General features: G+C 65.8%; 26 protein-coding genes. 15 read left to right on the top strand and 11 right to left on the bottom strand.

Features of this window, described 5'->3' with window-relative positions:
• The first annotated feature begins 4 nt into the window (after positions 1 to 4).
• Positions 5 to 1,594: a phospholipase D-like domain-containing protein gene (locus ACQUSQ_RS00130; protein WP_435066448.1), complete on the top strand. Its 1,590-nt coding sequence runs from the start codon at positions 5 to 7 to the stop codon at positions 1,592 to 1,594.
• Here the strand turns inward: ACQUSQ_RS00130 and ACQUSQ_RS00125 are convergent.
• Complete coding sequence (locus ACQUSQ_RS00125) at positions 1,591 to 3,510, bottom strand: DHH family phosphoesterase (protein ID WP_435066447.1); 1,920 nt, start codon at positions 3,508 to 3,510, stop codon at positions 1,591 to 1,593. The two genes, ACQUSQ_RS00130 and ACQUSQ_RS00125, sit on opposite strands and share 4 nt — an antisense overlap.
• Before the next feature lie 165 nt (positions 3,511 to 3,675).
• Here ACQUSQ_RS00125 and ACQUSQ_RS00120 point away from each other — a divergent pair, with 165 nt between their 5' ends.
• Positions 3,676 to 4,101, top strand: a complete 426-nt coding sequence (locus ACQUSQ_RS00120; protein ID WP_435066446.1) for an adenylyltransferase/cytidyltransferase family protein — start codon at positions 3,676 to 3,678, stop codon at positions 4,099 to 4,101.
• A gap of 23 nt (positions 4,102 to 4,124) precedes the next feature.
• Here the strand turns inward: ACQUSQ_RS00120 and coxB are convergent, their stop codons facing one another.
• Entirely contained in the window at positions 4,125 to 4,928 is an 804-nt protein-coding gene (gene coxB / locus ACQUSQ_RS00115) for a cytochrome c oxidase subunit II (RefSeq protein ID WP_435066445.1), read from the bottom strand.
• A gap of 190 nt (positions 4,929 to 5,118) precedes the next feature.
• Here coxB and cyoE point away from each other — a divergent pair, with 190 nt between their 5' ends.
• The 4 genes from cyoE to ACQUSQ_RS00095 are packed head-to-tail and all read left to right on the top strand — an operon-like array spanning position 5,119 to position 8,522.
• A complete protein-coding gene (cyoE, locus tag ACQUSQ_RS00110; protein ID WP_435067253.1) occupies positions 5,119 to 6,477 on the top strand; it encodes a heme o synthase in 1,359 nt (452 codons plus the stop codon).
• Between the two features lie 39 nt (positions 6,478 to 6,516).
• Complete coding sequence (locus ACQUSQ_RS00105; RefSeq protein WP_435066444.1) at positions 6,517 to 7,668, top strand: thiolase C-terminal domain-containing protein; 1,152 nt, start codon at positions 6,517 to 6,519, stop codon at positions 7,666 to 7,668.
• Positions 7,665 to 8,024 (top strand): OB-fold domain-containing protein, encoded by a 360-nt coding sequence (locus ACQUSQ_RS00100; RefSeq protein WP_435067252.1) that lies wholly within the window; start codon positions 7,665 to 7,667, stop codon positions 8,022 to 8,024. The genes ACQUSQ_RS00105 and ACQUSQ_RS00100 overlap by 4 nt, the downstream gene beginning before the upstream one ends.
• Positions 8,025 to 8,033: 9 nt before the next feature.
• Positions 8,034 to 8,522 (top strand): hypothetical protein, encoded by a 489-nt coding sequence (locus tag ACQUSQ_RS00095; protein ID WP_435066443.1) that lies wholly within the window; start codon positions 8,034 to 8,036, stop codon positions 8,520 to 8,522.
• 6 nt (positions 8,523 to 8,528) lie between these two features.
• On the opposite strand, the gene ACQUSQ_RS00090 is transcribed toward ACQUSQ_RS00095, so the two are convergent.
• Positions 8,529 to 9,158: a MaoC family dehydratase gene (locus ACQUSQ_RS00090; RefSeq protein ID WP_435066442.1), complete on the bottom strand. Its 630-nt coding sequence runs from the start codon at positions 9,156 to 9,158 to the stop codon at positions 8,529 to 8,531.
• A gap of 146 nt (positions 9,159 to 9,304) precedes the next feature.
• On the opposite strand from ACQUSQ_RS00090, the gene ACQUSQ_RS00085 reads away from it, so the two are divergent.
• From ACQUSQ_RS00085 to ACQUSQ_RS00065, 5 genes are all read left to right on the top strand, one after another.
• A complete protein-coding gene (locus ACQUSQ_RS00085; protein ID WP_435066441.1) occupies positions 9,305 to 9,622 on the top strand; it encodes an AbrB/MazE/SpoVT family DNA-binding domain-containing protein in 318 nt (105 codons plus the stop codon).
• Positions 9,623 to 9,625: 3 nt separating this feature from the next.
• Positions 9,626 to 10,096, top strand: a complete 471-nt coding sequence (locus tag ACQUSQ_RS00080; protein ID WP_435066440.1) for a hypothetical protein — start codon at positions 9,626 to 9,628, stop codon at positions 10,094 to 10,096.
• A 39-nt stretch (positions 10,097 to 10,135) separates the two neighbouring features.
• Positions 10,136 to 10,678, top strand: a complete 543-nt coding sequence (locus ACQUSQ_RS00075) for a poly(R)-hydroxyalkanoic acid synthase subunit PhaE (protein ID WP_435066439.1) — start codon at positions 10,136 to 10,138, stop codon at positions 10,676 to 10,678.
• Positions 10,675 to 12,036: a class III poly(R)-hydroxyalkanoic acid synthase subunit PhaC gene (gene phaC, locus ACQUSQ_RS00070; RefSeq protein WP_435066438.1), complete on the top strand. Its 1,362-nt coding sequence runs from the start codon at positions 10,675 to 10,677 to the stop codon at positions 12,034 to 12,036. The genes ACQUSQ_RS00075 and phaC overlap by 4 nt, the downstream gene beginning before the upstream one ends.
• 126 nt (positions 12,037 to 12,162) lie before the next feature.
• Complete coding sequence (locus ACQUSQ_RS00065; RefSeq protein WP_435066437.1) at positions 12,163 to 12,405, top strand: MarR family transcriptional regulator; 243 nt, start codon at positions 12,163 to 12,165, stop codon at positions 12,403 to 12,405.
• Between the two features lie 12 nt (positions 12,406 to 12,417).
• Here ACQUSQ_RS00065 and ACQUSQ_RS00060 read toward each other — a convergent pair whose 3' ends face one another.
• Both ACQUSQ_RS00060 and ACQUSQ_RS00055 read right to left on the bottom strand, forming a co-directional pair.
• Positions 12,418 to 12,993, bottom strand: a complete 576-nt coding sequence (locus tag ACQUSQ_RS00060; protein ID WP_435066436.1) for a DUF7547 family protein — start codon at positions 12,991 to 12,993, stop codon at positions 12,418 to 12,420.
• Between the two features lie 41 nt (positions 12,994 to 13,034).
• A complete protein-coding gene (locus tag ACQUSQ_RS00055) occupies positions 13,035 to 13,952 on the bottom strand; it encodes a hypothetical protein (RefSeq protein ID WP_435066435.1) in 918 nt (305 codons plus the stop codon).
• Between the two features lie 87 nt (positions 13,953 to 14,039).
• On the opposite strand from ACQUSQ_RS00055, the gene ACQUSQ_RS00050 reads away from it, so the two are divergent.
• The gene (locus tag ACQUSQ_RS00050) at positions 14,040 to 15,266 is read left to right on the top strand and encodes a HEAT repeat domain-containing protein (protein ID WP_435066434.1); all 1,227 of its coding nucleotides are present in this window, start codon (positions 14,040 to 14,042) and stop codon (positions 15,264 to 15,266) included.
• A gap of 36 nt (positions 15,267 to 15,302) precedes the next feature.
• Entirely contained in the window at positions 15,303 to 15,665 is a 363-nt protein-coding gene (locus ACQUSQ_RS00045; RefSeq protein ID WP_435066433.1) for a DUF2237 family protein, read from the top strand.
• Here the strand turns inward: ACQUSQ_RS00045 and ACQUSQ_RS00040 are convergent, their stop codons facing one another.
• The 5 genes from ACQUSQ_RS00040 to ACQUSQ_RS00020 are packed head-to-tail and all read right to left on the bottom strand — an operon-like array spanning position 15,666 to position 21,302.
• Positions 15,666 to 16,634, bottom strand: coding sequence for an ABC transporter ATP-binding protein (locus ACQUSQ_RS00040; RefSeq protein ID WP_435066432.1), 969 nt, complete (start codon positions 16,632 to 16,634; stop codon positions 15,666 to 15,668). It abuts the gene before it with no gap.
• Positions 16,631 to 17,704 carry an ABC transporter ATP-binding protein gene (locus ACQUSQ_RS00035; protein WP_435066431.1) on the bottom strand — a complete coding sequence of 358 codons (1,074 nt, stop codon included), beginning with the start codon at positions 17,702 to 17,704 and terminating at the stop codon, positions 16,631 to 16,633. The genes ACQUSQ_RS00040 and ACQUSQ_RS00035 overlap by 4 nt, the downstream gene beginning before the upstream one ends.
• A complete protein-coding gene (locus ACQUSQ_RS00030; RefSeq protein WP_435066430.1) occupies positions 17,701 to 18,609 on the bottom strand; it encodes an ABC transporter permease in 909 nt (302 codons plus the stop codon). Before ACQUSQ_RS00030 ends, ACQUSQ_RS00035 begins: the two co-directional genes overlap by 4 nt.
• Before the next feature lie 39 nt (positions 18,610 to 18,648).
• Complete coding sequence (locus ACQUSQ_RS00025) at positions 18,649 to 19,611, bottom strand: ABC transporter permease (RefSeq protein ID WP_435066429.1); 963 nt, start codon at positions 19,609 to 19,611, stop codon at positions 18,649 to 18,651.
• 2 nt (positions 19,612 to 19,613) lie between these two features.
• Complete coding sequence (locus ACQUSQ_RS00020; protein ID WP_435066428.1) at positions 19,614 to 21,302, bottom strand: ABC transporter substrate-binding protein; 1,689 nt, start codon at positions 21,300 to 21,302, stop codon at positions 19,614 to 19,616.
• A gap of 266 nt (positions 21,303 to 21,568) precedes the next feature.
• Here ACQUSQ_RS00020 and ACQUSQ_RS00015 point away from each other — a divergent pair, with 266 nt between their 5' ends.
• A complete protein-coding gene (locus ACQUSQ_RS00015) occupies positions 21,569 to 22,558 on the top strand; it encodes an acetamidase/formamidase family protein (RefSeq protein ID WP_435066427.1) in 990 nt (329 codons plus the stop codon).
• Between the two features lie 2 nt (positions 22,559 to 22,560).
• On the opposite strand, the gene ACQUSQ_RS00010 is transcribed toward ACQUSQ_RS00015, so the two are convergent.
• On the bottom strand, positions 22,561 to 23,169 hold the full coding sequence (locus ACQUSQ_RS00010; protein WP_435066426.1) for a class I SAM-dependent methyltransferase: 609 nt from the start codon (positions 23,167 to 23,169) through the stop codon (positions 22,561 to 22,563).
• Between the two features lie 76 nt (positions 23,170 to 23,245).
• On the opposite strand from ACQUSQ_RS00010, the gene ACQUSQ_RS00005 reads away from it, so the two are divergent.
• The gene (locus ACQUSQ_RS00005; protein WP_435066425.1) at positions 23,246 to 24,157 is read left to right on the top strand and encodes a DMT family transporter; all 912 of its coding nucleotides are present in this window, start codon (positions 23,246 to 23,248) and stop codon (positions 24,155 to 24,157) included.
• Positions 24,158 to 24,925: the final 768 nt, after the last annotated feature.

Here is a 24,925-nt window from a genome sequence, read left to right as displayed (position 1 = left end):
TCCCATGGCTCGAATCTGGGTCGCCGCGCTCCTCGTCTGCGCGGCGCTTCTCGCTCCCGTCGGTGCCGGTGCCGCGCCGCCCGACGCCGGCATCGTCGCCGCCGTCCCCAACCCCGTCGCCGACGGCGACGCGGGCGAGTTCGTCGTTCTCGACGTCCCGGCGGCGTCGACGGCAAATTGGACGCTCGGCGACGGCGAACGCGTCCATTCTCTCCCCCACGACCGGCCGGCGTCCCGCATCGCCGTGAGCGACGACCCGGCGGCGGCGCGCCGCCTCGCCGATGCCCCCGTACTCGCCGTCGCTCGGCTCTCGCTGGCGAACGGCGGCGAGCGTCTTCGGCTCCGGCGCGATGGAACCGTCGTCGCGACGCTCACCTACCGCGACGCGCCCGAGGGGGAGCGACTCGTTCGCACCGACGACGGCCGCCGGTGGCGCCCCGTCGGCTACCAGCCTCGCAACGTGACCCGTCACGGACCCGCGTCGGTCACGGGCTTCGTCCTCCCCGACGACCCGGCCGTGCCCATCGAGACGCTCCGCGGCGCCGAGCGACGCCTGTTTCTCGCGGGCTACACGTTCACCAGCGAGCGAGTCGCGGACGCCCTCGTGGCCGCGGAACGCCGTGGCGTCGACGTTCGCGTCCTCGTCGACGCCGCCCCCGTCGGCGGACGGACGCGACGCGGCGCCGACACGCTGGACCGTCTCGCGGCCGCCGGCGTCGACGTGGCGGTGCTCGGTGGGCCACGTGCTCGCTTCGACTACCACCACCCCAAATACGCCGTCGTCGACGACCGGGCGCTCGTCCTGACCGAGAACTGGAAGCCGTCGGGCGTGGGGGGCCACTCCAGTCGCGGGTGGGGCGTTCGGGTCGCGTCGCCGTCGCTCGCCGCCGACCTCGCCGGCCTGTTCCGCGCCGACGCCGGGTGGGCAGACGCCATTCCGTGGCGCCAGTACCGCCGCGGTCGAACGTTCGAGGCCGGGGAACCGGCGTCCGGGGACTTTCCCTCCCGAGTCGAGGCGACCGAGGCGACGGCCGCCGAGGTTCGGGTGCTCACCGCGCCCGGCAACGCCGGCCCGGAGCTCGTCGGCGTCATCGACCGCGCCGAGAACCGGGTCGACGTGATTCAACCGACGGTCGGCAGTCGTGAGGAGCCCCTCCTGCGCGCGACGGTTCGCGCCGCCGAGCGCGGCGTGGACGTGCGCATCCTCCTCTCGGGAGCGTGGTACGTCGCCGAGGAGAACGCCGCCCTCGTCGAGTGGCTGAACGGCGTCGCCGAGCGCCGCGGCCTCCCCCTTACGGCTCGCGTCGCCGACGCCGGTGGCCGGTTCGAGAAAATCCACGCGAAAGGCGTCGTCGCCGACGACGTGGTGGTCGTCGGGAGCCTCAACTGGAACGCCAACGCGCGCACGGAGAATCGCGAAGTCGCGCTCGCGATTCGGAGCGCTTCGCTCGCGTCGTACTTCCACGAGTCGTTCGTCGCGGACTGGCGCGGAGGTGGGAGCGGCGGGTCGACGACGTGGCTCGTCGTCGGGGGCGCACTCGCGGCGCTGGTGCTTGCCCTCATCGTCGCGCGGAAAACGATTCGGTTCGACTAGTCGCCGTCGTGGGCGTCGAGCGCCGCCGTACTCGACAGCGCCTCGTCGAGTTCCGCGTCGGCCATCTTCTCGACGAGGCTGTCGAGCACCTCGCTACGCATTCCCTTCACGAACTTGATGGAGCCGACGACGAGGTGGCCGCCGCCGGAGATACCGCCGCCGACGACTTCCTCGTCGAGTTCGGCCACCATCTCCGGGATGTCGAGGCGGACGCCGTCGGAGCGGAGGACGGCGAAATCAGGCCCGTAGCCGATGGTGATGACGGGGTCGCCCGTCTCCTTGACCTTGCGGTCGTGGAGGTTGCCTGTCGTCTTCCCCGGCGCGGGGTAGGTGAATCGGTGGGCGAAGTCGTCGAGGTCGACCCGGTAGAGGTGGGCGTCGTTCGACAGCCGTTCGTGTTCGACGTGGGGTTCGAGCGCGGCGAGCTGGCGGTCGATGTCGCGCTCCGCACGGTCGGCGAGGAAGTCGACGAGTTCCTCGTGACGCCCCGCTTCGTCGCAGTCGACGTTGAGCACGTCGCTCACGAGCGTCTTGCCCTCGCTGTAGCGGAGCCAGTGGGCGGCGTAATCCAGCGCCTCGCCGATTCGAACGAGGTCGGTCCGGTCGTAGCCCGCCTCGTTCGCGAGGTCGACGAACGACGACATCGTCTCGGCCTTCGACCGGTCGGCCAGTCCCGCGACGGCGGGGACGTGCTGGAGTTCGTCGGTCATCTCGGGGTCTATCATCCGCGCGAGTTCGACACACATCATCCCCGTCGTGATGCGGTAGTCCTCGTCGCGGAGGTACGGGTTGACGTGGGCATCGAGCAGGTCGTCCACCGCCTCGGGGTCGGGATGGTGGTGGTCGACGACGACGATGGGGACGTCGTAGTGTGCGAGGTTCTCGTATGCGGGGACGTCCTCCTCCGTGCTGCCGTTGTCGAGCATGAGCAGGAGGGGGAGCTTCTGGCCGTGACGTTCGCGGCCTTCGAGCGCGAAGTTGAGGTCACGGGTCACGTCCTCCATCTCGTAGTACGGTGCCTTGCTCGGGAGGCGTTTGATGAGGTGGCGCGGGGCGTCCTCGTCGTCGTGAACCGAGCGGATGAAGCGTTCGAGCGCCACCTGCACGGGCAGCGAGGCACACATCCCGTCGCCGTCGGCGTGGTGTCGAACCCGAATCGGGCGGCCCTCCAGAACCGTTCGCCTGAGCTGTCGCGCCACGTCACGGAGGTCGGGTCGGAGTTTGTCGAAGGCCTCCCACTCGACGAGCGGGTCGACGTCGTGGGGGGCGGCACGCTCGGTCAGCCCGGCGTCGATGCGCTCACGGACAGTCTCGGCCTCCTCGCCGTCGAGTCGGTCGAGCGACTCGACTTCTATCTGCGGGCTCCCCTCGTGTTCCTCGACGGTTCCGGAAATCCGGACGGCGTCGTCGAGTTCGACCTCGGGGTGGGCGCGGACGCCCGCGTCCTCGAAGGCGGTGCAGGCGACGATGCCCGTCTCGTCACAGCAGCGGAACACCGTCGGCCCGGCGGTCTGTTTGATTTGGCTGACCGTGGCTTCGATGGTCGCCGTCTCGCCGATGTCGAGTGCGTCGATGGTCGTGATGTCCGGCTGGTGGTCGACGGCGACGGTCCGGTAGTCGTCGAGCGTGGCCTCTTCGAACGCCATGTCGCCGTTCTCACGAACTTCGTCGAGGCGGACGAGCAGACGGTCACCGACGTCGTACTCGCCGGTCAGATTCGACTCGTGGACGAGGCCCGACACCTCGTCGGAGATGTCGACGAAGACGCCGTAGGCGACGACGCCGTTGACGACGGCGTGATAGTACTCGCCGACGTCGACGTCGTCGGCCGTGCAGTCGGGGGCGAGGTCGTACACGACGGGACGGGAATCCTCGTCCGCGTCGGTGCCGGAATCCCCGGCAGTTTCAGCAGTCATACAACTGTGTGATTGGCGCCCGAAGTTAAGCCTTGCAGAATCCCCCGCTCCCCGACGCGTATCCGGAACCCTTAGAAGGAAACGCGTCCGACTCGGAGACATGCGGTTCCTCCGGTCTGAGCTTCCCGTCGGGACCACCGAACGACTGAGACGGGGGGCCGACCCATGACGACGGTCGTCGCACAGGGCACCTTCGACATCCTGCACCCCGGCCACGTTCACTACCTTTCTGACGCCGCGTCCATGGGCGACGAACTCCACGTCATCGTCGCCCGGGGGCAGAACGTCACGCACAAGCCGGACCCGATACTGCCTGACCGACAGCGCCGGGAGATGGTCGCCGCACTCGGCGTCGTCGACGAAGCTCATCTCGGCCACTCCGAGGACATCTTCGTCCCCATCGAACGCATCGACCCCGACGTTATCGTCCTCGGCTACGACCAGCATCACGACGAAGACGGGTTAGCGCGGGCGCTCCGCGCTCGCGACATCGACTGCGAAATTCGGCGGGCGTCGGCACGCGAGAGCGAGGCCGACGAACTCTGTTCGACGGGCCGTATCGTCGAGCGAATCCTCGAACGGCGCTGTTGACGGAAGAAACGGTCGAGAAGAGGTTAGGCGCGAAGCGGTGCCTGCGACAGCGTCTCGTCGTGCGCGTGGACGAGGTCAGCGTCTGGTTCGAGATCACCTGACGACTCGCCGCTGCTCTGTTGCTCGTCGATGAACTCCTGGTACCTGTCCTGCGAGACGACCTGAATCTCGAAGTACATCTGCGAGTGTGCCACGCCACAGAACTCGGCGCAGTAGCCTTGGTAGGTGCCCTCTTCGAGCGCCACGGTCTTGATGACGTTCGACTGACCGGGCATGGCGTCCTGCTTCAGGCCGAGTTCGGGAACGTGGAACGCGTGTAACACGTCACTCGATGTGATGTTGAAGTAGACGTCTTGGCCTGCCGGTATCACCACGGTTGGGGACGTACTCGAGAGCCGCACGTCTTCCTGTGGGTACTCTGCTTGCCAGCCCCACTGGAACGCGTCCATGTGGACGACCACGTCGTCACCCTCCGGCGCGATTTCCTGTTCGTCCTGTTCGAAAGAGACGTTCTCGTTCGCGAGCACGCCGTAGGAGGCGACGCCGACGAACAGGAGGACGATGGCCGTCGCCACCGTCCACGTGATTTCGAGCCGGCGGTTCTCCTTCGTCGGCTTCGCTTCGTCGGCGTCCTTGAAGCGGTAGACGGTGTAGATGAGGATGCCCTCGACGAGGAGGGTGATGGGGACGGCGACGAGAAGCAGTTTCTCGTTCAGATGGTTGATGAGTTCTGCGGACACAGACGACTGGGCCGCCACGGGGTCGGCAGCGAGGGACAGGACCACTGCCGAGAGCAGCGACGCCAGCACGAGGCGCGACCGTTTCATACTCTATCGGCCGTTAGAATCTCCTCCGTAAATAGCTACTGATAGGGACGAGGATGACACCCACACGGGCGCGCTGTCAGCTAATGGGAAGAAGCGGGGCACATAAATAGTCGGATTTCCAAACGCCGCCAGTGATTGATTCGTGCGAGACGTGACCGACCGCTTCCCGGCCCTGCTCGCGGCGAGTGCGATGGGGGTGTATCTCCTCTTGCTCGTGGGGACCACTGTCGCCGTGACCGATGCGGTCGAAACCTGTGGCGCGTGGCCCCTCTGTGGCGGTGGCCTGACGGTCCCGACCACCGTCGCCGGCGCCCTCGTCGTCGGCCACCGAATCGCCGCCGTCCTCGTCGGGATTCTCGTCCTCGCCGCGGGCGTCGCGGCGTGGCGCGCACCCCGTCGCCGCCGCGTCGACGTGGCCCTCGGCGTCTCACTCGTCTGTTACCCCGTACAGGCCGCCCTCGGCGCCGTGGTCGCCACCACCGGCGCGGCGGGGCTCCTGCCCGCGGTCCATCTGTTCGTGGGCATGGTCATCTTCGGCGGACTGGTCGCCGCGCTCGCGTGGACGCTGGAATCCGAAACCGGCGACCCGGACGACGGTCCCGTCACCGACCCCGAGGCGCTCTCACCGCCCGAGGCGCCGTCGGGGCCGGTCGAGCGACCGTCGCTCCCCGACGCCCCTCTCGCTCGGGCCCGGGCCCTCGCCGCCGCGTACTTCCGACTCATGAAGCCGCGGCTGATGTGGTTGCTCTGTCTCGTCGCCTCCGCCGGCATGGCGCTTGCGGTGGGGACCCAACTCCAACCCCGGACCGTCGTCCTGACGCTTCTGGGCGGCGTCCTCTCCATTGGCGCGAGCGGGACGTTCAACCACGTCCTCGAACGCGACGTGGACCGGCGGATGAACCGAACCAGCGACCGACCGCTCGCGACTGACGTGGTGTCGGTGCGCAACGCGCTGGCGTTTGGCTTCCTGTTGACGCTCGCGTCGCTCGCCGCGTTCGCCGCCGTCAACCTCCTCGTGGCCGTGCTCGGCCTCGTCGCTATCGTCTTCTACAGCGTCATCTACACGCTCATCCTGAAGCCCAACACGGTCCAGAACACGGTCATCGGCGGGGCGGCGGGCGCGCTCCCGGCGGTCATCGGCTGGGCGGCGGCGACGGGCGAAATCGGGCTCGGCGGCCTCGTCCTCGCCGGCATCATCTTCCTGTGGACGCCGGCGCATTTCTACAACCTCGCGCTCGCGTACAAGGACGACTACGCTCGTGGCGGCTTCCCGATGATGCCCGTCGTCCGCGGCGAGACGGAGACGCGAAAGCACATCCTCTGGTGGCTGGGCGCGACGTTCGTCGGCGCGGGCGTCCTCGCGACGTGGAGTTCGCTCGACTGGCTCTACGTGACGACGGCAGTCCTCCTCGGCGCCGTGTTCCTGTGGGCTGTCGTCAAACTCCACGTCGACCGCACCGAGTCGGCGGCGTTCCGGGCGTTTCACGCCTCCAACGCCTATCTCGGCGCGCTGTTGCTCGCCGTCGTCGTCGACGCGCTGGCCGTCTAGAGGGTAAACGGTAAGCCGGTGGCTTGCGCGAACGAGTGTATGGAGAACGTAGCGATTATCGGAGCCTCGATGACCCAGTTCGGCCAGCGAGACGGCTGGGTTCTCGACCTGCTCGCAGAGGCCGGGACGGCGTGTCTCGACGACGCCGGCGTCTCGCCCGACGCCGTCGACCACCTCTACGTCTCGAACATGGCGAGCGGCGAGTTCGAGGGGCAGACGGGCGTCGTGAACGCGCTTGCACACGACCTCGCCGCGATGCCGGCGTACACCGCCCGCATCGACCAGACGAGTTCGAGCGGTGGCGCCGGTGTCAAACACGCGTGGCAGTCCGTCGCCAGCGGCGCCAGCGACATGACGCTGCTCGTCGGCGGCGAGAAGATGACCCACCGGTCGACGGCGGAGGCAACCGACGTCATCGCGTCGCTCACTCACCCTGTCGAGTACAAACACGGCGTGACGCTCCCGAGTTTCGCGGGACTGACGGCGCGACTGTATCTCGACACCTACGACGCGCCCCGCGAGAGTCTGGGCAAGGTGGCGGTCAAGAACCACCGCCACGGCGTTGACAACCCGCACGCGCAGTTCCAGAAGGAAGTCGACTTGGAGACGGTGTTGGAGTCGCCAATCGTCGCCGACCCGCTTCGACTGTACGACTTCTGCCCGATTACCGACGGGAGCGCGGCGCTCATGTTCTGTCCCGAATCGGTCGCGAAGGAGTACACCGACGACTACGTCGTCATCTCGGGCATCGGCGGCGCGACAGATACCCACGTCGTCCACGAGCGCGCGGACCCGACGACGATGCGCGGGGTCGTCGAATCGAGTCAGATTGCGTACGACATGGCCGACATGGGACCCGACGACGTCGACGTCGCGGAACTCCACGACATGTTCACCATCCTCGAATTCCTCCAGAGCGAGGACCTCGGATTCTTCGAGAAGGGGAAAGGCTGGAAAGCGGTCGAAGAGGGCCGAACGGAGCGCGGTGGCGACCTGCCCATCAACACGTCGGGCGGGTTGAAATCGAAGGGCCACCCGCTCGGTGCCAGCGGCGTCGCACAGGTGTACGAAATCTATCAGCAGTTGCTGGGCGACGCGGGCAAGCGACAGGTCGACGCCCAGACGGGCTTGGCCTGTAACGTCGGCGGGTTCGGCAACTGCGTCATCACCACGCTCATGGAGGCAAACTGATGATGGAAGCACATCGCTACCCCGACGGCAGCATCACCTACCCCGGCCATCCCATCGGTCCGGGCGGCGAGGAACCGGTTGAGACGGTCGACCTCAGCGAGTACACGGCGGAGGTAATCACGTGGACGACGAGTACCGCGACGCCGCCGGGCGTTCGCGAACCCAACACGCTCGCCATCGTCGAGTTCGACGTCGACGGCGAACCCGTCCGCGCCATCGGCGGCACGACGACCGACGACGTCGAAATCGGTGACGAGGTTCGACCCGTCTACGTCGAGGAACTCCGCGAACCCGGCGCGGGCATCCGCGAACCCGACAGTCAGGAGTGGGACGGCTACCGATTCGAACCGGTCTGACCGCTTGCGGTGCCCTCCTTTCGAACCAAGCGCGGCCGCTGTCACCTCGATGGCGACGCGCTCCGCCTCGAATCGAGTTTCCGCGGCCAGTTCCGTCGCTACCGCGAGGGCGGACTGTGGCCGACGCTCCTGCTCTGTGGGTCGCTACTGAGTGCCGCCGTCATCCTCGTGACGCAACTGCTCGCCGGGGACTGGCGACCCCTCCTGTTCGGAATCGGTGCGTTTCTCGCACTCTGGGTCGCCGGTCGGGTGAGCAACGCGGTACGCGGATTCACGTCGACGACGGAGATTCCGCTCGACGCTATCGACCACGTGACGGCGGTGCCGGGGACGAGTGGCCTCACCCGTCCGCGGTTCGTCGTCGCGTACGACGCGAACGGAGAGACGAAGCGGCGATACGTGATGATGCCGTCGCGGTGGCTCTCCTACGGGGACACGGAGTTCGAACGCGCGAAAGAGACGTTTCGAGACGCGGGTATCGACGTCGAAACGGGGTGAACGCGATTACGCGTCGGCTTCGGGCAGGTCGTCGATGAGGACGGTGGCTTCGCCGTCGATGACGGTGTCGCCGTCCTCGTTTTCGACGACAGTCGTGACGCGATAGCGGTCGTCGCCGAGGTCCTCGACGATTTCGCAGATTGCGGTGACTTTCTCGCCGATGTGAACCGGCCCGAGGAACTCGAGGTTCTGGGAGAGATAGATTGTCAGGCCGGGCAGGCGCGCAAGTGCGGCGCTGATGACGCCGGAGACGAGAGTTCCGTGGGCGATGCGGCGACCGAAGCGCGTCCCCTCGGCGAAATCGGCGTCGAGGTGGAGGCGGTTGGTGTCCCCGCTGGCGTCCGCAAAGACCTGCACTTCGTCGTCGGTCAGGCGCTTCGAGAACCGAACTCGGTCGCCGACGCCGAGGCCGTCCTCCTCGCCGACGTGTTCGAACGTCCAGTCCGCCTTGGAGTAGGTCATCTCGGGTGACGACGCCGGCTGTCGGTCGGCCGCCTCGTCCTCGTCGGTGGCGAGACCGGGGAGCATCGCCCGGTTGGCCGCCAGCAGGCTACTGTAGAGGTGGCCGGCGCTGTTCGAGAGGTGTTTCTGTGACTCGCGCCACGTGTCCGCGGTTGTCGATGAGCGTTCTTGCATGAGTGTGGGTTCGGGGTGAGTGGGTAAAGACTGGTCGCTTGCCGCAACCGGGCACGCCCCGGCGTGACCATTGAATGTCTTTGAGTGGTATAGAATGGTAACAGAAGTAAAACTTATGCCTCTCCCCCGCCTTTGGTGGTACAAGGATGACGCAAGACGAGGACGATGGTGCGCCGATGTGGCCGCAGATGCCCTTTGCCCAGCAGTTTCAGGACGCGAGCGAAGACGCCGTCGAACAGCAGATGCAGCTGTTCAAGCAGTTCATGTCGGCGGGCGCCGGCGGTGGTGGATTCGACGGCTTCTCGCAGCTCGGCGCGATGAGCATGGGCACGGCGATGTTCAAGACCCGCGTGCAGAGCGGGGGTCGCATCAGCATTCCCGACGCCGAGCGCGAGACGCTCGACATCGAGGACGGCGACATCGTCCAGACAATCGTCATCCCCGTCAAACGAAACTCCGAGTAACCAATGAGCAACAGCAACCCATTCAGTTCGGCCTTCGAGATGCAGCGCACGATGATAGACCAGAGCCGCCGCGCGGCGGAGACGACTCTCGACGCCCAGCGCGCCGCCGTCGAGACGTGGAGCGACTCCCTCGAGTCGGCCAAGTCGCTTCAGGAGAGCGGCGTCGCCCTCTCGAAGACGGCCATCAACGCCTACCTTGACGGGCTGGGCGCCGTCTTCCCCGAGGAGTCCATCACGGAACTCGAAGCCGCCGTCGACGAGCAGTTCGAGGCCGGCGAGGAGATTCACGAGGAAGCGTGGCTGTCCTTCCTCGAGAGCGCCGACGAGGCGGAAGCGGTCTTCGACGACCTGACCGAGACACAGAGCGAACTGCTCGAAGAGAGCTTCGACGCCATCGAACAGATACAGACCGATGCCGCGGAGTCCGCCGAAGAGGCCGTCGAATCCGCCGAAGAACTGGCGGAATCGGCCTGACCGGAGCGTTTTCACGCCCACCCTTCCTATTTGCACACCATGACAGACAACGCTAGCGGCACGGTCGATGGACAGATGGACGCGTTCTTGGAACGCATGACCGAGACGTACATGAACGCGCTCGACAGAAATCTCGACGCGCAGTCGGCTTTCCTCGAATCGTGGATGGATTCGATGGAGGACAACCTCTCGGAGGAGCGGATTCAGGAGGGATACGAGGGGTCGATGCACGCCTACGAGGCGTGGATGGACGCCGCCGAGACGTCGTTCGAACGCATGGGGAGTGCGTTCCAAGGGGAAGAGGTCGAACCCGACGAGTTCCGCGACATCTGGCTCTCGGCCGCCAACGAGGCGTTCAAGGAGATGATGACGACCACCGCCTTCGCGGCGGCGACGGGCCAGAGCGTCGAGGAAGCGATGAACATGCGCCAGAACATCGACGAAGCCTCCGAGGAGACGCTGCACGCCCTCAACTTCGCCACCGTGGGCGACGTGCGCGAGGTGGGTGAACGGCTCGTCGAACTCGAACGGCGCCAACACTCCATCGAGCAGAAACTCGACCAGTTGCTCGACCAGCAATGAACCCCTTTACCTTCCCGCTCGACGCACAGCGTGACCTCTGGGAGCGCGCGGCGGACGACGCCGCCTCCGTCGGCGCCATCCCCGAGGGACTGGAGACGATGGCCGACGTCGAGGTGGGCCAGACGCCGAGTGAGGTGGTCTACCGCGAGAACAAACTCGAACTCCACCACTACGAACCGCTCGTGCCCGAGGAGGAGCGCCACGACGTGCCGCTTCTGTTCGTCTACGCGCTCATCAACCGGCCGTACATCCTCGACTTGCAAGACGACCGGAGCGTCGTCCGCCGGATGCTCGAAGCCGGCTTCGACGTGTATCTCATCGACTGGGGCGAGCCGTCCGAACTCGACACGTCACTCTCGCTGCACGACTACGTGAACCGCTACATCGACAACTGCGTCGACGTGGTTCGCGAGCGCTCGGGACAGGACTCCATCAACCTCCTCGGCTACTGCATGGGCGGGACGATGAGCGTCATGTACGCCGCACTCTACCCCGAGAAGGTCCGCAACCTCGGTCTGATGGCCGCCGGCCTGTGTTTCGACGACACGGGCGGCATCCTCGAACTGTGGGGCGACGAGGACTTTTTCTCCCCCTCGGCTATCGCCGAGACGTTCGGCAACGTCCCCGCGGAGTTCCTCGATGTCGGCTTCGCACTCATGGACCCCGTCCACAACTACGTCACGAAGTACGGCAACCTCTACGACAACATCGACGACGAGGACTTCGTCGAGAACTTCGCGCGCATGGAGCGGTGGCTCAACGACCCCATCGACGTCGCGGGGACGGTCTACTGCGAGTTCATGGAGCAAATCTATCAGGAGAACGCGCTCCACCGGGGCGAACTCGAACTGAACGGCGAACGGGTCGACCTCGACGCCATCACTATGCCCGTCTTGCAGGTCATCGGCGAGTACGACCACCTCATCCCGCCGACGGCGAGCAAGCCGTTCAACGAGCAAATCGCGAGCGACGACACCGAAATCATGGAGTTCTCGACGGGCCACATCGGCCTCTCGGTGTCGCGGTCGAGTCACGAGAACCTCTGGCCCGCCGTCGCCGAGTGGTTCGCCGAGCGCTCGGGTGACGAAGGGGCGCCGGCCGAACCGCCCGAGGAGACGGCGGCCCATCCCGACGCCGCCGTCGTCGAAGACGTCGAAACGACCGAGGACGACGCCGCCACCAACTTACAGGAACTCGACGGTGTCGGCCCCGCCTACGCCTCGCGTCTGGAAGGCGCCGGTGTCGTCGCCGTCGAAGACTTGGTCGGCGCCGACGCCGCCGTCCTCTCGCAGGAGACGGGCATCGACGAGGGGCGGATTCGTCGCTGGATAGACGCCGCGACCGAACGCGCGTCGTGACGCTTTTTCGTGACATTCCTTGCCACGCGATGCACGTGACATACTAGTACATAATAGGTCTATATTGTGTATTGGGCATATATTGGAAGCGTTTATTGCATATGCGATTGACAATTCTGACGAGACATGAGCCAGACACAGACGATTGGCAGCCGACCCACGACCCAACTCGACGTCCCGGACGAACTGAACGCCAGCGACTCGAAACTCGTCTACCTGTTCGTCGCCGCCTCGGACGGCGCGACCGTCGACGACTTGGCAGAGAACCTTGACCTCAAGAAAATCACCCTGTTCCCGGTGCTCGATATCCTCTCCAAGCGGAACCTCATCGACCGCATCGACGGCGAGTACGTTCCCACGTCCGCCTGACGCGTCTGGCTGCTACTCGTCTCTCTGCTCGTCTTCGACCGACTCCCTGATGGAGTCGAGTTCCGCGTCGATGTCGGTCTGGTCGGCTTCCTCCTCGACATCGATAGCGACGCCGCGTTCGGCCTCTGCGGCGTCACGTCCTTCGCCCTGATTCGCCGCCGATTCGCCGAGCCGCCTCTCGATAGTCGCCGTCAGTTCGCGCGCGTCGGCGACGATAGACGCCGCCGCCGCGTCCTCCGGCAGGTCGGCACCGGTTAGTGCGTTCCGCAGGTCGGCGACCGTCTCTCGGAGCGCGGCGTCGGTCGGGCCGCGTTCCTGTTTCAACCGCTCGCGGAGGCGGTCGCTCGTCGCGTCGGGGTCCGTGAGACGCAGCACCGCCCGGAGTAGTTCGAGCGACTGGACCGTCGCTTCGAGGAGGGCAATCAGCGTCGGGAGCGTGTACGACTCGGTGAATCGGAGTATCTCGCTGGGCGTCGGGGGGCGTCGCCGTCGCCGGACGTCGTCGTCGACGGCGGTCCGGAGGTCTGTCAGCGTCCGCTCCAACTCGGCGAGTAGGTCCGCAAGGTCCTCGTCGTCGCGGTTCGACATGCCTCCTCGTTGGGTCCCGACGCGGATATACTGACGGGCGGTCAGTCGCCCCGACGCGCGACGAGCGCTGCGCCGGCGAGCGCACCCAGCGCGGCGACGAGGCCGAAGCCAGCCCCGTCACCCGTCGTGGTGGTCGTCGGCGATGGGGTCGCAGTCGGCGCGTCCGTCGGCGTCGCCGTGGCGGGGCGGTCGGTAGCCGTGGGCCGGGCCGTGGCGGTCGGCGTGGGCCGCGCGGTGGCGGTTGGCGTCGCCGTCGCCGGACGCTCCGTCGGCGTCGGTCGCGCCGTGGCCGTCTCCGTCTCGCCGGCGACGGTCACCGTCGTCGAGGCCGCGCCGGCCTCGATGTTGCTCCCCTCGACGCTGATTCGGTAGGTGCCGGGGTCGGCGCCGCTCGTGTCGATGGTGAGTTGCCCGCCGCTCGTGGTGATTCGGCGGTTGCCGGCGAGGTCGAGGCCATCGGGCGTCTCGACGGTCACTTCGAGGTAGTCCGCTTCGGCGAAGTTGTACTCCGCCGTGAGTCGGACCTCCTCGAAGTCGTTGCCGTCGACGGTGTCGCCCGCGATGTCGACGCCGCGCTCGTTGCGAACGTCGAACTCGGTGATTCGGGGCTGGACGACGAGCAGGTCCGCTCGGTTGTCGTCGTCGCTATCGGCGTCGTACGACCCCGGCGCGACACCGTCGAAGTCGGCCGTTTCGGGATTCACCGTAAACACCTCGTCACCGTCGACGGAGACGAACGTCGTCTGGTCGGTGCCGACCGTACCGCCGCCCGTGAGTTCGGCGTTCGAGATGTCGAGCGTCTCGCTCACGTACACCCGGACGGGCGGGTCGGTGTTCGACGGGGCGTCACGCGGGTCGCTGACGGCGACGCTCGCGCCCGTCGCGGCCACGAGGAGTGCGGCGACGACGGCGACGACGGCGACGACGAGATATCGTGTCGGGAGGGCCGAAAGTCGCATCGCCACCGCCTACGCGGCGGACGCTAATGGCTGTTGCCCGTCGGATAATGGAAACGCTCTTTTGACAGTCACACCGACTGTGTACGTATGACCGACGGGGACGACGAGACCGACCTCCCAGCCGAGACCCTCGACTCGCGCCTCGACGAGGCGGCCGAGGAACTCGACGCCGCCGAGACCGAAGCCGACCTCGACGCCGTCGAGGAACGGTTGGACGACATCGCCGCCGACCTGGAGGATGCAGACCTCCCGAGCCCCGACGACGAGGACGAAGACGACCCCGCCGAGGAGTTACAGGGCCGTCTCGACGACCTCCGCTCCGACCTCGACGAGGCTCGCGGCCCCTACGACACCGACGTGGTCGACGCCATCGAGGACGCGACGGCGACGCTCACCGACACGCGGTGGACCGAGGCGGGCACGGACGAAGTCGCCGCCGCCGTCGACTCGTTCCTCGCCGACGTGAACGAGACGCTCGACGCTGACCTCGCGGGCGACGACGCCGACGCTCTCGATGCCGCCGCCGAGGCCGTCACCGACGCGGGTCTCGACCCCGACGACGACGCGGACACCATCGCGACCCTGCTCGACCACACCGACGCGCTCGCCGCAGACCTTGACGACGCCGAGGAGTGGGCCGACCTCGAAACCCATGAACAGCTTCGAGCGGAGGGCTACTACGACGTCCTCGGTCACTACAAGGACTACCCGCCCGAGTGGGCCGCGCTCAAGGAGTGGGAACAGCGCGGCAACGTCGAGATGGTCCTGCTCGCGCTCGACAGCTTCCAGTCCGATTTCATGGAGCGCCATTGCCTCGAAGCGCTCACCCGGATGAACGACGACGCGGCCTTCGAGGAGATGAACCAGCGCGCGGGCAAGCGCGACGAACCCGGCATCCGCGCGCTCGGGAAGATGGCGGCGACCGAGGCCGTCGAGACGCTCATCGAGTACGTCGACGCCGACTCCGACCCCGGTCTCCAGAAAGTGACGTTCAAGGCGCTCGGCGAAATCGGGAGCGAGGAGGCCACCGGCCCCATCGCCAACAAACTCGTCGCCGAGAACGAGCAGATTCGACCCCACGCCGCCCGCGCACTCGGCCTCATCGGCGACACGCGAGCTATCGACCCGCTGGCCGACACGCTCGCCGACGACGAACACGACGAGACGCGCGCCGCGGCGGCGTGGGCGCTCCGCCAAATCGGCACCGAGCGCGCCCTCTCCGCCGCCGCGGAGTACGCCGACGACCGCGCCTACCTCGTCCAACACGAGGCCGAACAGGCCGCCGACGCGCTCTCGGTCGAACAGACCGCGTAACCCGGCGCTCTTCCCCGTCGCGTCCGTACCCCGTCTATGGAACAGAACGCTCTCGGAACCGACCTCGAACCCTGTTGTACCGACCCCGAAACCGGCTATCTCCGCGACGGCCACTGCCGCCATCTGGATGCCGACCGGGGCCGTCACGAAATCTGTGCCGTGATGACCGCCGACTTTCTCGAATTCTCGAAAGCCAACGGCAACGACCTGACGACGCCCCGCCCCGAATACGACTTCCCGGGTCTCGACCCCGGCGACCACTGGTGTGTCTGTCTCGGCCGGTGGGTCGAGGCCGAGGACGCCGGTGTCGCGCCGCCAGTCGTCCTCGAAGCGACGAGCGAGGCGGTGCTCGACGTGATTCCCTTCTCGACGCTGCTCGATAAGGAGTACGAGACGTAGTTATCGGTGGATGCAGTCCACCTGATGCGTCTCGTCGCCCTCGAAGGGGGCGAGGCCCATCTCCGCCGTCTCGCACTCCGCCGTCGCCTCCGGGCACCGGGGCGCGAACGGACACCCCATCTCGTCCGTGTCTATCGGGTCGGGCATGTTGCCTTCGAGGACGATTCTGTCCCGGTCCGTGTTCGGGTCGGGAACGGGATTCGCAGACAGTAGTGCCTGCGTGTACGGGTGCTGCGGGTTCTCGAAGATGTCGTCGACGTCGCCGTACTCGACGATGCGCCCGAGATACATCACCCCGATAGTGTCGCTTATCTTGCGGGCGATGCCGAGGTTGTGCGTCACGTAGACGAGGCCGAGTCCGAACTCCTCTTGCAGGTCCATCAGGCGGTTCAGAATCTGTGCCTGCACGGAGACGTCGAGACCGGAGACGGGTTCGTCGGCCACCAACAACGAGGGTTCGACCGCGAGCGCACGCGCGATGGCGATGCGCTGTTTCTGCCCGCCGCTGAAGGCCGAGGGTTGCTGGTCCTTGTCCGCGGGCGAGATGCCGACGCGTTCGAGCAACTCGTCGACCCGGTCGTCGACCTGTCCGTCGGGGACGACGTCGTGGAATCGAATCGCCTCCGCGATGGCCTCCCCGACCGACATCTTGGGATTGAGCGTGTCCTGCTGGTCCTGATAGATGAGCTGTGCCTCGCCGCGGAGTTCTCGCTTGTCGTAGGTGAGAATGTCACGACCCTTGAAGCGGACCTTTCCGGCCGTGGGCTCCTGATGTGCGAGCGCCGAGAGGACGGCGGTGCTTTTCCCACACCCCGACTCGCCGACGAGTGTGAACGCTTCGCCCTCGTCGACGCTGAAGTCGATGCCGTCGACGGCTTTCAGCGTCCGCGTCTGCCCGAGTAGTCCGCTCAACATCCCGTCTTCGACGGTGAAATGCTTCGCGAGGTCGGTGACATCGAGTAGCGTCATCGCTCGTCACCTCCGTCGGTCGGCTGGCCGCCGTCGGGTTTCGAATCCGCCGTCGGTGTCGGCTCCGGCGCACTGGGCGACGGGGGTCGGGTGGGCTCTCCCTCGTGGAGGAAACACTTCGACACCCGCTCCCCGTCGTCGCCTACCTCGTAGTAGGGTGGGCGCTCGGAGCGACAGGTCTCCATGGCCTCGGGACACCGCTCTTGGAAGACACAGCCGGTCGGCAGCGACTGCAGGTCGGGGGGCGTGCCCTCGATGGTGTCGAACCGCGGTGCGGTGTCGAGGTGGCTGGGGACGGTGCGGAGCAACGCCTCGGTGTACGGGTGCTTTGGGTCGGCGAAGACGGACTCGACGCTACCGTACTCGACGATGTTGCCCGCGTACATGACGCCCATCGTGTCACACGTTTCGGCGACGACGCCCATGTCGTGAGTCACCCACAGTATCGACAGGCCGAGGTCCGCCTGCAGTTCGGTCAGGAGGTCGATAATCTGGGCCTGAATCGTCACGTCGAGCGCCGACGTGGGCTCGTCCGCGAGCAGGAGGTCCGGTTCGCAGGCCAGCGCCATCGCGATACAGACGCGCTGGGCCATCCCGCCGCTGAACTCGTGGGGGTACGACTCCGCCCGTTCCTCCGGCGACGGAATGCCGAGACGGCCGAGCAGGTCGTAGACGCGCTCCCAGCGCTCGTCGGCCGAGAGGTCGGTGTGGGCCTGCAGGACGTCCGTAATCTGGTCGCCGACCGTGTACGCCGGGTTGAGGTGGGCGGTCGGTTCCTGAAAGACGAAGCTGATGTCGTCGCCGCGGAGTTCGCGGAGGTCCGCGTCGGACATCTCGGTCAGGTCGCGCCCGCGGTACTCGATGCTCCCCGAGACGATTTCACCGGGGTCGTCGACCAGCCCCATCACCGAGCGCAGGAGCGTCGATTTGCCCGACCCCGACTCGCCGACGATGCCGAGGACTTCCCCCTCGTGGAGCGTGAGGGAGTTGTCGTCGACGGCCTTGACTGGCCCCGAGGCGGTCTTGAAGTGCGTGCTCAGTCCGTCGACATCGAGCAGTGGCGGCGTCACTCCACCACCTCCTCGTGGTCCTCGCCGTAGAGGAGAACCTCTCGTAGCCCCATGCCGAGGAGGTTGAATCCGAGCACTGCGATGGCGATGGCGATGGTCGGGAAGACGATGGGCCACGGCGTCACGAGGATGTACTCCTGTGCGGCGTTGGCCATCGCCCCCCACGAGGGCCGGGGTGGCTGGATGCCGAGTCCGAGGAAACTCAGCGTCGCCACGTCGATGAGAGCGTACGCCACGTCGGTCGTGCCGAGGACGACGATTGGCGGCACGACGTTCGGAAGGATGTGTTTCAGCATGACGCGCTTGCTGTCGTAGCCGAGGCCTTCGGCCGCTTGGACGTACGTCTCCTCGCGAATCGACAGCGTCGACGACCGGACCGTCCGCGACATCATGGGGATGTAGACGATGCCGATGGCCAACATCGCGTTCCAGATGTTGATGCCGAACGTGGTGACGATGACCATCGCCAACAACAGCGGTGGGATGGACACCACCACGTCGAGCAAGCGCATGACGCTCTCGTCGACCCGTCCCTTGTAGTAGCCGGCGACGAGGCCGAGGCTCACGCCGATAACGGTTTCGAGCGTTACGACCACCAGCGCGATGGCGAGGGCGTAGCGCGTTCCGAAGACGATGCGCGAGAAGATGTCTCGGCCGGTGCTGTCCGTTCCCATCGGGTGGTCGGCGCTCGGAGACGCGAGGGTGTTCCCGAGGTCCTGTGAACTCGGCTCGTACGGCGCTATCACGGGGGCGAAGATGGCGACGACCACCAACCCCATGACGATGGCAAAGCCCACCGTCGACAGCGGGTTCGAGCGGACGATTCGCCATCCTTTGGTCGCGCCGGCGACGAGCCGTGACCGCTCGCTCTGTCCGGTCGATAGGTCGGCCGATGGCTGGCTCATGTCGATACCTCCGGTCGGTCGCTGGCTGAGAGATGCATATCAGGGTCCGCCTCCGATGACGACGCGTGGGTCGATTTTGGTGTAGAGAAGGTCCACGACGATGTTCGAGACGACGAAGACCACTGCGGTGATGATGGTCCCTGCCAAGACGACGGGCGCGTCCTGTGCTTGGACCGCGTGGACGATGAGCCGGCCGAGCCCACCCATGCCGAACACGTACTCGACGACCATCGCGTAGACGATGAGGAAGCCAATCCACAGCCCCGACACCGTCAGCACGGGTGCGAGTGCGTTGATGGTCGCGTGCTTGAGGACGACTTTCCGAGTGGGAAGGCCCATGGCGACACACGTCTCCATGTAATCTTTCTCGAGTACGTCCCGCATGCCGGCGCGCATCATCCGGAACATCAGCGCCCCAATCATGCCACCGAGGAGCAAGGAGGGGACGAAGATGTGGCTGAGTCGGCCGACGACGCCGCTTCCCGCGCCACCCGACGGCAACACGTTCAGGTGGAACGAGAAGACGAGGATGGCGAGGACGCCGCTGACGAACACCGGGACGCTGACGCCGACGATGGCGACGACAGTCAGCACGCGGTCCAGCGTCGACCCGTGCTTGTAGCCCGCGACGATGCCAGTCGGAATCGACAGCACCGTCGCCAGCACCATGCTCAGACTCACTATCTGGGCCGTGATGGCCCACCGGTCGGCGATGAGCGTCGCCACCGGTCGCTGCTGGGCGAACGAGTACCCCAAGTCTCCCGTGACGACGTCTTTCAGCCACAGGAAATACTGGACGTACCACGGTTCGTCGAGGTTGTACTGCTCGATGACCGTCTGGCGCATCTCCTCGGTGACGACGCCGCCGGACAGGAGGATGTCCGCGGGTGAGCCGGGGGCGATGTGCAACAGGACGAAGACGAGAAACGTCACTGCCCAGACGATGAACACACCGAATCCGAGTCGTTTGAGTAGGTATCCAATCGTTTGTCCGGAGACCATCGTCACTCCGAGATGTACATGTCACGAAGGAAGGTCGTGAAGTACGTGACGAAGGCCGGCACTTGGCCGTCGTACCCCTCGAACTTCGTGTTGAACGCCTTGGTCGTGTCGGGGTGGAATATCCAGACGCCGGGGGCGTCGTCGACGACCATCTGGTTGGCCTGTGTCGCGTACTCGGCGCGTTCATCGGTGTCGAGGGTGGTCTTGAACTGCTGGAGGAGTTCGTCGACCTCCTCGTTCTGGTAGCCGAACCAGTTGTTGCTCGGGGGGAGTTGCTCGGAGTCGAACAGCGGTCGGATGATGGCATCCGGCGAGGGGTAGTCCGAGGCCCAGAGCGTCATCTGCATGTCCGGGCGCTCCGAGAAATCCTCCTCGCCCCAGATGGTGTCGACGTACGTCGACTGTGACACCTCGCTGACGCTCACGTCGATGCCCACCTCGCTGAGATACTCCTGAATGGCGATTGCCGGCCGCTGTCGAACCGTGTCGGTCGGCGTCATCAGCGTCGCCTCGAATCGGGGGCTGCCGGTGTGGCCAGCCTCGTCGAGCATCGTCCGCGCCCGCTCGGGGTCGTAGGGGAAGCCGTCGTACTCCAAGTCCTCGGGTGTGACGTGTCCCATCATCCCCTCCGGCAACATGCTGATGGCGTGGGACCCGTACTCGCCCACGACGCTGTCGGTGATGGCCTGCGTGTCGATGGCGTAACTCGCCGCGCGGCGAACGTTCGGGTCGCTGAACGGCCCTTCCATGCAGTTAAACGCCAGATGGCTCGTCTGGTAGGACGTCGCCGTGTAGAGTTCGACGTTGTCGATGCTGTCGAGGACCGATAGCTGGTCGATTGGGATGTCGTTGGTCCCGCCGTAGTTGCCGTTCTGCAACCCGGTGATGCGCGAGGTGCCGTTGGGGACGATTTGGAACGTCGCCTCATCGAGGTACGGCAGGTCGCCGTCCCAGTAGTCGTCGTGTCGACTGAGCCGCACGTAGTTGCCGCTCTGCCACTCCTCGAACTGGAACGGCCCGGCGCCGACGGGGTCCTGAGCGAGGTCGATGCCCCGCTCCTCTATCAGCGACGCCGGTGCGACGGACCACGCCGTCGTCGCCGGGACGTACTTGAACGAGGCGTCCACCTCGCTCATGTTCACCTGCACGGTGTAGTCGTCGATGCGCTCGAAGTTGTCGACGGCGCCGAACATCCAAGCCAGCGGCGACCGTGCCTCGTCGCGGAGCGTGAGTTCCGCGCTCGCGATGACGTCCTCCGCCGTCATCTCGCTGCCGTCGTGGAAGGTCACGCCCTCACGGAGTTCGTAGACGTACGTCGTGTCGTCTTCCGCTTCCCAACTTTCCGCGAGCGCCGGCTGAAGCTCCATGTCGGGCTCGCTGTACTCCAGCAGGCTGTCCCAAATCTGGGTGGTGAGGTTGTTGGTGACGGTGTCGTAGGACTGCCAGTACGAGAGGTTCGTCGGCGACCCGCCGAGAGCGAAGGTCATGCTCCCGCCGTGTCGGCTGTCACTCGAACCGCCATCCGAGCCAGAGTCGGTGTTCGATTCCGAGTCGCTGCTCGAATCTGTGCTGTTGCTCGTGCTCGAATCGCCGCCGCTACAGCCGGCCAGCGCCGCAGAGCCGGCTGCAACCGATGCCGCCTTCAGAATCTTCCGTCGGCGGTAGGTGTCGTCGTTTGGTCGGTTCTCCATTTGCACCCGACAAGAGCGAGTGCCCCCACATATACTTTGGGATGAATCTGGACAAATATGGCTATTATTGAGAGTACTCTAGACGAATATAGGAGTAATGGTCTAGAATAAGGAATTACTCTAGAAATAATGGGGAATAGGTTTAGCAACGCAAACAAGATTTTGTGGGGGTTCGGGTGGTTCGCAACGCCAAATTCGGTTCTAGATACAAGATTATACTGGACATAAAAAGATATTTGTACGATTATAGTGGAATAGGATATCGAATGAAGGAACTAAAAAGAGAAAATTCTGGACACTTCGAGTTCGGGCGAGATATGGAGCCGGCGTTGCGCGTCGAGCCGGGCGAATCGTTCTCCATCGAAGTCTGGGATTCGTTCAAAGACCAGTTGTTCGAGCACGGACTGGGCGAGTTCGACGAGACTGACGTGCCGACGATGAACACGCCACCGCCGGGCTTCGACGCCAACCCGGTGAGCGGGCCGGTGTACGTCGAGGGCGTCGAACCGGGGGACACCATCGCCGTCCACGTCGAGGAAATCGTGCCCGAGCGAGGCTACACGACGACGCTCGAAGGGCACGGCAACCTCGCGGGCAAGGAGGGGTGGGAGACGTGCAAGACGAACCGCGCTCACGAAGTTTCGCTCGAACCGGGACCCAGCGGGACGACGGCCGACGGTACCGGCCGAATCGAACTCGACGGCCGCGAGTGGGAGTGGGAACTGAACCCACACATCGGGACGATAGCCACCGCACCCGGCCGAACCGTGCAGGACCCGCTCACGACGCAGGGGCCGTGGGGCGGGAACATGGACGTGCGTGACCTCCAGCAGGGGAGTACCGTCTGTCTCAGCGCGTACACCGAGGGGGGACAGCTCTTTGTCGGCGACGTCCACGCGTCACAGAGCGACTCCGAGTACACCGGATTCGCCGTCGAAGCGCGGGCGACGGTCACGCTCAGCGTCGACGTCGTCGACCACGCGGTCCCCGGCGTCTTCCGCGTCGAAACGGACGACTCGATAATCCACGTCGACTCCGCGAAAAACGCCGGCAGCCCCAGAGCCGCACTCGACGGTTGCTTCGCGGCCACGATGGATGAGCTAATAGACGAACACGGCTTCAGCGAACGGGAGGCGTACGTTCAGATGAGTATCAACCCCAACGTCACCGTCCGGATCTACCAGTTCATCCGCCCCGACTACTTCACCTTCGGCGTCAAACTGGACAAAGCGCTGTTCGACGGCCGCTCCGGCTAACCTCACTCCTCGATTCGCGGATACGACTGCGCGCCGCCCGTCGAGTTCCGAGCGACGAGCGTCGCCACCGCCTGCGTCCGCCCCTCGGCGTCCGGTCGCGTCCGCTCCGCGTAGTGGAGAATCGTCAGGTCGAGACACGCGTGCAAGAGGTGATTCGAGGGGTAGCGATACCGGTCGCTCGACGGGCCGATATCGATGTCATCGCTCGACCGGAGGTGGTGTTCGTAGACGAGGACGCCGCCGGGCTTGAGAGCCTCGACGAGGTCCGGCAGGCGGTCGAGCATCGCGAAGAAGCTCACCGTAATCACGTCGTAGGCGTCCGCGTCGAACTCGAAGGCCTCGATGTCGGACCGAATCCAGTTCACGTCGACGCCGTCGGCGGCCCGCCGCGCCCGGTCGAGTGCCTCGTCCGAGACGTCGACGGCGTCGACGTCGTACCCCTCGGCGGCCAGAAAGCGGGCGTTGCGTCCGGTCCCCGTCGCCACGTCGAGCGCCCGGCCCGCTGGGAGCGTGTCGACCCGGCGCGCCAGCTCGGGAATCGGGTCGTCGGGAAGCCCGAACTCGTCGTCCGCGCTGTACTTCTCGTTCCAGCGTTCGCGGTCGTCGGTCACGCTCGAAACGAGGGGTGCCTGCGGGTTAAGCGTCCGTAATCGATACACCCATCCGCGACGACGACCAAGGCTGGCTGTGTTCCCCGGTCGATATCGCAACGCCGGTCTGTTCGTCCTCCTCGGAGCGTTGTTCGGCTGTTCGTTCGCCGCAATCAAGGCGGGTCTCGCCGCGCTGCCGCCCGTCTTCTTCGCCGCGCTCAGGTTCGACGTGGCCGCGCCCATCCTCCTCGCGTACGCCGCGTGGCGATACGAGTCGTGGCTGCCTCGCACTCGTGCCGACGTGGCCGGCCTCGTCGTGGGCGCCGTGACAATCGTCGCCGTGAACAACGGCTTCCTCTTTCTGGGCCAGCAGACGATTACGCCCGCGGCGGCGTCGGTGATGTACGGCCTGAACCCCATCCTCTCGCCCATCTTCGCGGTGTTCGTCCTCGAATCCCGACTGGACCTGCGCGGGGTCGTCGGCATCCTCCTCGGCCTCCTCGGCGTCGTCATCATCGTCCAGCCGACGCCCGAGACGCTCACGTCGAGTTCGACCCTCGGCCAGTTGTACGTCCTCGCCGCGGCGGCGGCCATCGCCCTTGGGAGCGTCCTCACGCGCCGCATCGGGTCGACCATCCCGAGCATCTCGCTGACCGCGTGGGCGATGGCGCTCGGGGCGGTCATCCTCCACGGCTGGAGCGCCGCCATGGGCGAACACGCCACGACGGCGGCGCTGACGCCGACGGTCCTACTCGCGATTCTCGTCGTCGCCATCCCCTCGACTGCCGCCGCCTACCCCATCTACTTCACGCTCATCCGACGTATCGGTCCCGTGCGGACGAATCTGGTCGCGTACGTCGTCCCCGTCTTCGCCGCGCTCACCGGCTGGCTTCTCCTCGATGAATCGGTCACGCTCGCGACGGCAGTCGGATTCTGTGTCGTCGTCGCTGGCGTGGCCCTCCTCGAACGCCGCGTCGTCGCCGCGGAACTGGGGCGTCTCACGAACTGACGACGCGGCCGCACGTCCCGTCACGAGCTGACACCAAGATTTACTATTCTCGATGACACATAGTCCTACGCTCGGAGGCGCATTTGGGCCGAGACGACTCGTCACTGGTGCCGACACACAGAGCCGTTCAGTGTACCCCGAGCAGCGTGCGACATGCCACCCCAGCGACGGAGCGAGGCGGCGTCGACCCACCGCTGCCGGCCGGCATGCCCCTGCCGGCCCATCACGCTCCGAACGCCGACGCCGCGAAAACTGACGCATTCAACATTATTTTTAATTATACTAACCACTTACGAGATGGCCCCACGACGCTCCCCTGCCCGACGGGACGCCCGCCGACGCACGGGTCTCTGCCGCGTTCGTCGGCGGTGGGGCTCCCTTTCCAGTGTGGACACGTACGCGACTGTCGGCGGATGGATTTCTGACGGCGGGCGCATCCGCGGTCGAATCGACTCTTTTGTATCAGTCGACGAACGACCCCGACGGAGACAGTATTCATCGCGTTCTTCGGCGCACTCTGACTTGGTCCCTCTCTCGATGAGCCTCGTTTCCCGGTGGATGACGCTCTCACTCCATGGCTACGGTTGTTCTCCACGACGCTCGAAAAATAGGATTCAGTCAGCCAGTGTGTCGAACCGGTCGTTACAGTTCGACGGATTCCTCGCCGGAGAGGGACTGGGGCACCTGGATACGGATGATGGAGGTCGCACCGCTTTCCGTGTTAATCCGCAGGGTTGCAGTCTGACCGGATTCGAGGGGCGCGTTAGC

This window comes from Haloplanus sp. C73 (assembly GCF_051195115.1).
Taxonomy (GTDB): Archaea; Halobacteriota; Halobacteria; order Halobacteriales; family Haloferacaceae; genus Haloplanus.
Note: the sequence above shows the minus strand (reverse complement) of the source record. Positions and strands in the feature narration are given on the sequence as shown.

What these genes read in the sequence shown, in the direction of transcription:
- ACQUSQ_RS00130 (WP_435066448.1), top strand. Translation starts at nt 5, where the DNA reads ATGGCTCGAATCTGGGTCGCCGCGCTCCTCGTCTGCGCGGCGCTTCTC.
- ACQUSQ_RS00125 (WP_435066447.1), bottom strand. Translation starts at nt 3,510, where the DNA reads ATGACTGCTGAAACTGCCGGGGATTCCGGCACCGACGCGGACGAGGAT.
- ACQUSQ_RS00120 (WP_435066446.1), top strand. Translation starts at nt 3,676, where the DNA reads ATGACGACGGTCGTCGCACAGGGCACCTTCGACATCCTGCACCCCGGC.
- coxB (WP_435066445.1), bottom strand. Translation starts at nt 4,928, where the DNA reads ATGAAACGGTCGCGCCTCGTGCTGGCGTCGCTGCTCTCGGCAGTGGTC.
- cyoE (WP_435067253.1), top strand. Translation starts at nt 5,119, where the DNA reads ATGGGGGTGTATCTCCTCTTGCTCGTGGGGACCACTGTCGCCGTGACC.
- ACQUSQ_RS00105 (WP_435066444.1), top strand. Translation starts at nt 6,517, where the DNA reads ATGGAGAACGTAGCGATTATCGGAGCCTCGATGACCCAGTTCGGCCAG.
- ACQUSQ_RS00090 (WP_435066442.1), bottom strand. Translation starts at nt 9,158, where the DNA reads ATGCAAGAACGCTCATCGACAACCGCGGACACGTGGCGCGAGTCACAG.
- ACQUSQ_RS00085 (WP_435066441.1), top strand. Translation starts at nt 9,305, where the DNA reads ATGACGCAAGACGAGGACGATGGTGCGCCGATGTGGCCGCAGATGCCC.
- ACQUSQ_RS00080 (WP_435066440.1), top strand. Translation starts at nt 9,626, where the DNA reads ATGAGCAACAGCAACCCATTCAGTTCGGCCTTCGAGATGCAGCGCACG.
- ACQUSQ_RS00075 (WP_435066439.1), top strand. Translation starts at nt 10,136, where the DNA reads ATGACAGACAACGCTAGCGGCACGGTCGATGGACAGATGGACGCGTTC.
- phaC (WP_435066438.1), top strand. Translation starts at nt 10,675, where the DNA reads ATGAACCCCTTTACCTTCCCGCTCGACGCACAGCGTGACCTCTGGGAG.
- ACQUSQ_RS00065 (WP_435066437.1), top strand. Translation starts at nt 12,163, where the DNA reads ATGAGCCAGACACAGACGATTGGCAGCCGACCCACGACCCAACTCGAC.
- ACQUSQ_RS00060 (WP_435066436.1), bottom strand. Translation starts at nt 12,993, where the DNA reads ATGTCGAACCGCGACGACGAGGACCTTGCGGACCTACTCGCCGAGTTG.
- ACQUSQ_RS00055 (WP_435066435.1), bottom strand. Translation starts at nt 13,952, where the DNA reads ATGCGACTTTCGGCCCTCCCGACACGATATCTCGTCGTCGCCGTCGTC.
- ACQUSQ_RS00050 (WP_435066434.1), top strand. Translation starts at nt 14,040, where the DNA reads ATGACCGACGGGGACGACGAGACCGACCTCCCAGCCGAGACCCTCGAC.
- ACQUSQ_RS00045 (WP_435066433.1), top strand. Translation starts at nt 15,303, where the DNA reads ATGGAACAGAACGCTCTCGGAACCGACCTCGAACCCTGTTGTACCGAC.
- ACQUSQ_RS00040 (WP_435066432.1), bottom strand. Translation starts at nt 16,634, where the DNA reads ATGACGCTACTCGATGTCACCGACCTCGCGAAGCATTTCACCGTCGAA.
- ACQUSQ_RS00030 (WP_435066430.1), bottom strand. Translation starts at nt 18,609, where the DNA reads ATGAGCCAGCCATCGGCCGACCTATCGACCGGACAGAGCGAGCGGTCA.
- ACQUSQ_RS00025 (WP_435066429.1), bottom strand. Translation starts at nt 19,611, where the DNA reads ATGGTCTCCGGACAAACGATTGGATACCTACTCAAACGACTCGGATTC.
- ACQUSQ_RS00020 (WP_435066428.1), bottom strand. Translation starts at nt 21,302, where the DNA reads ATGGAGAACCGACCAAACGACGACACCTACCGCCGACGGAAGATTCTG.
- ACQUSQ_RS00015 (WP_435066427.1), top strand. Translation starts at nt 21,569, where the DNA reads ATGAAGGAACTAAAAAGAGAAAATTCTGGACACTTCGAGTTCGGGCGA.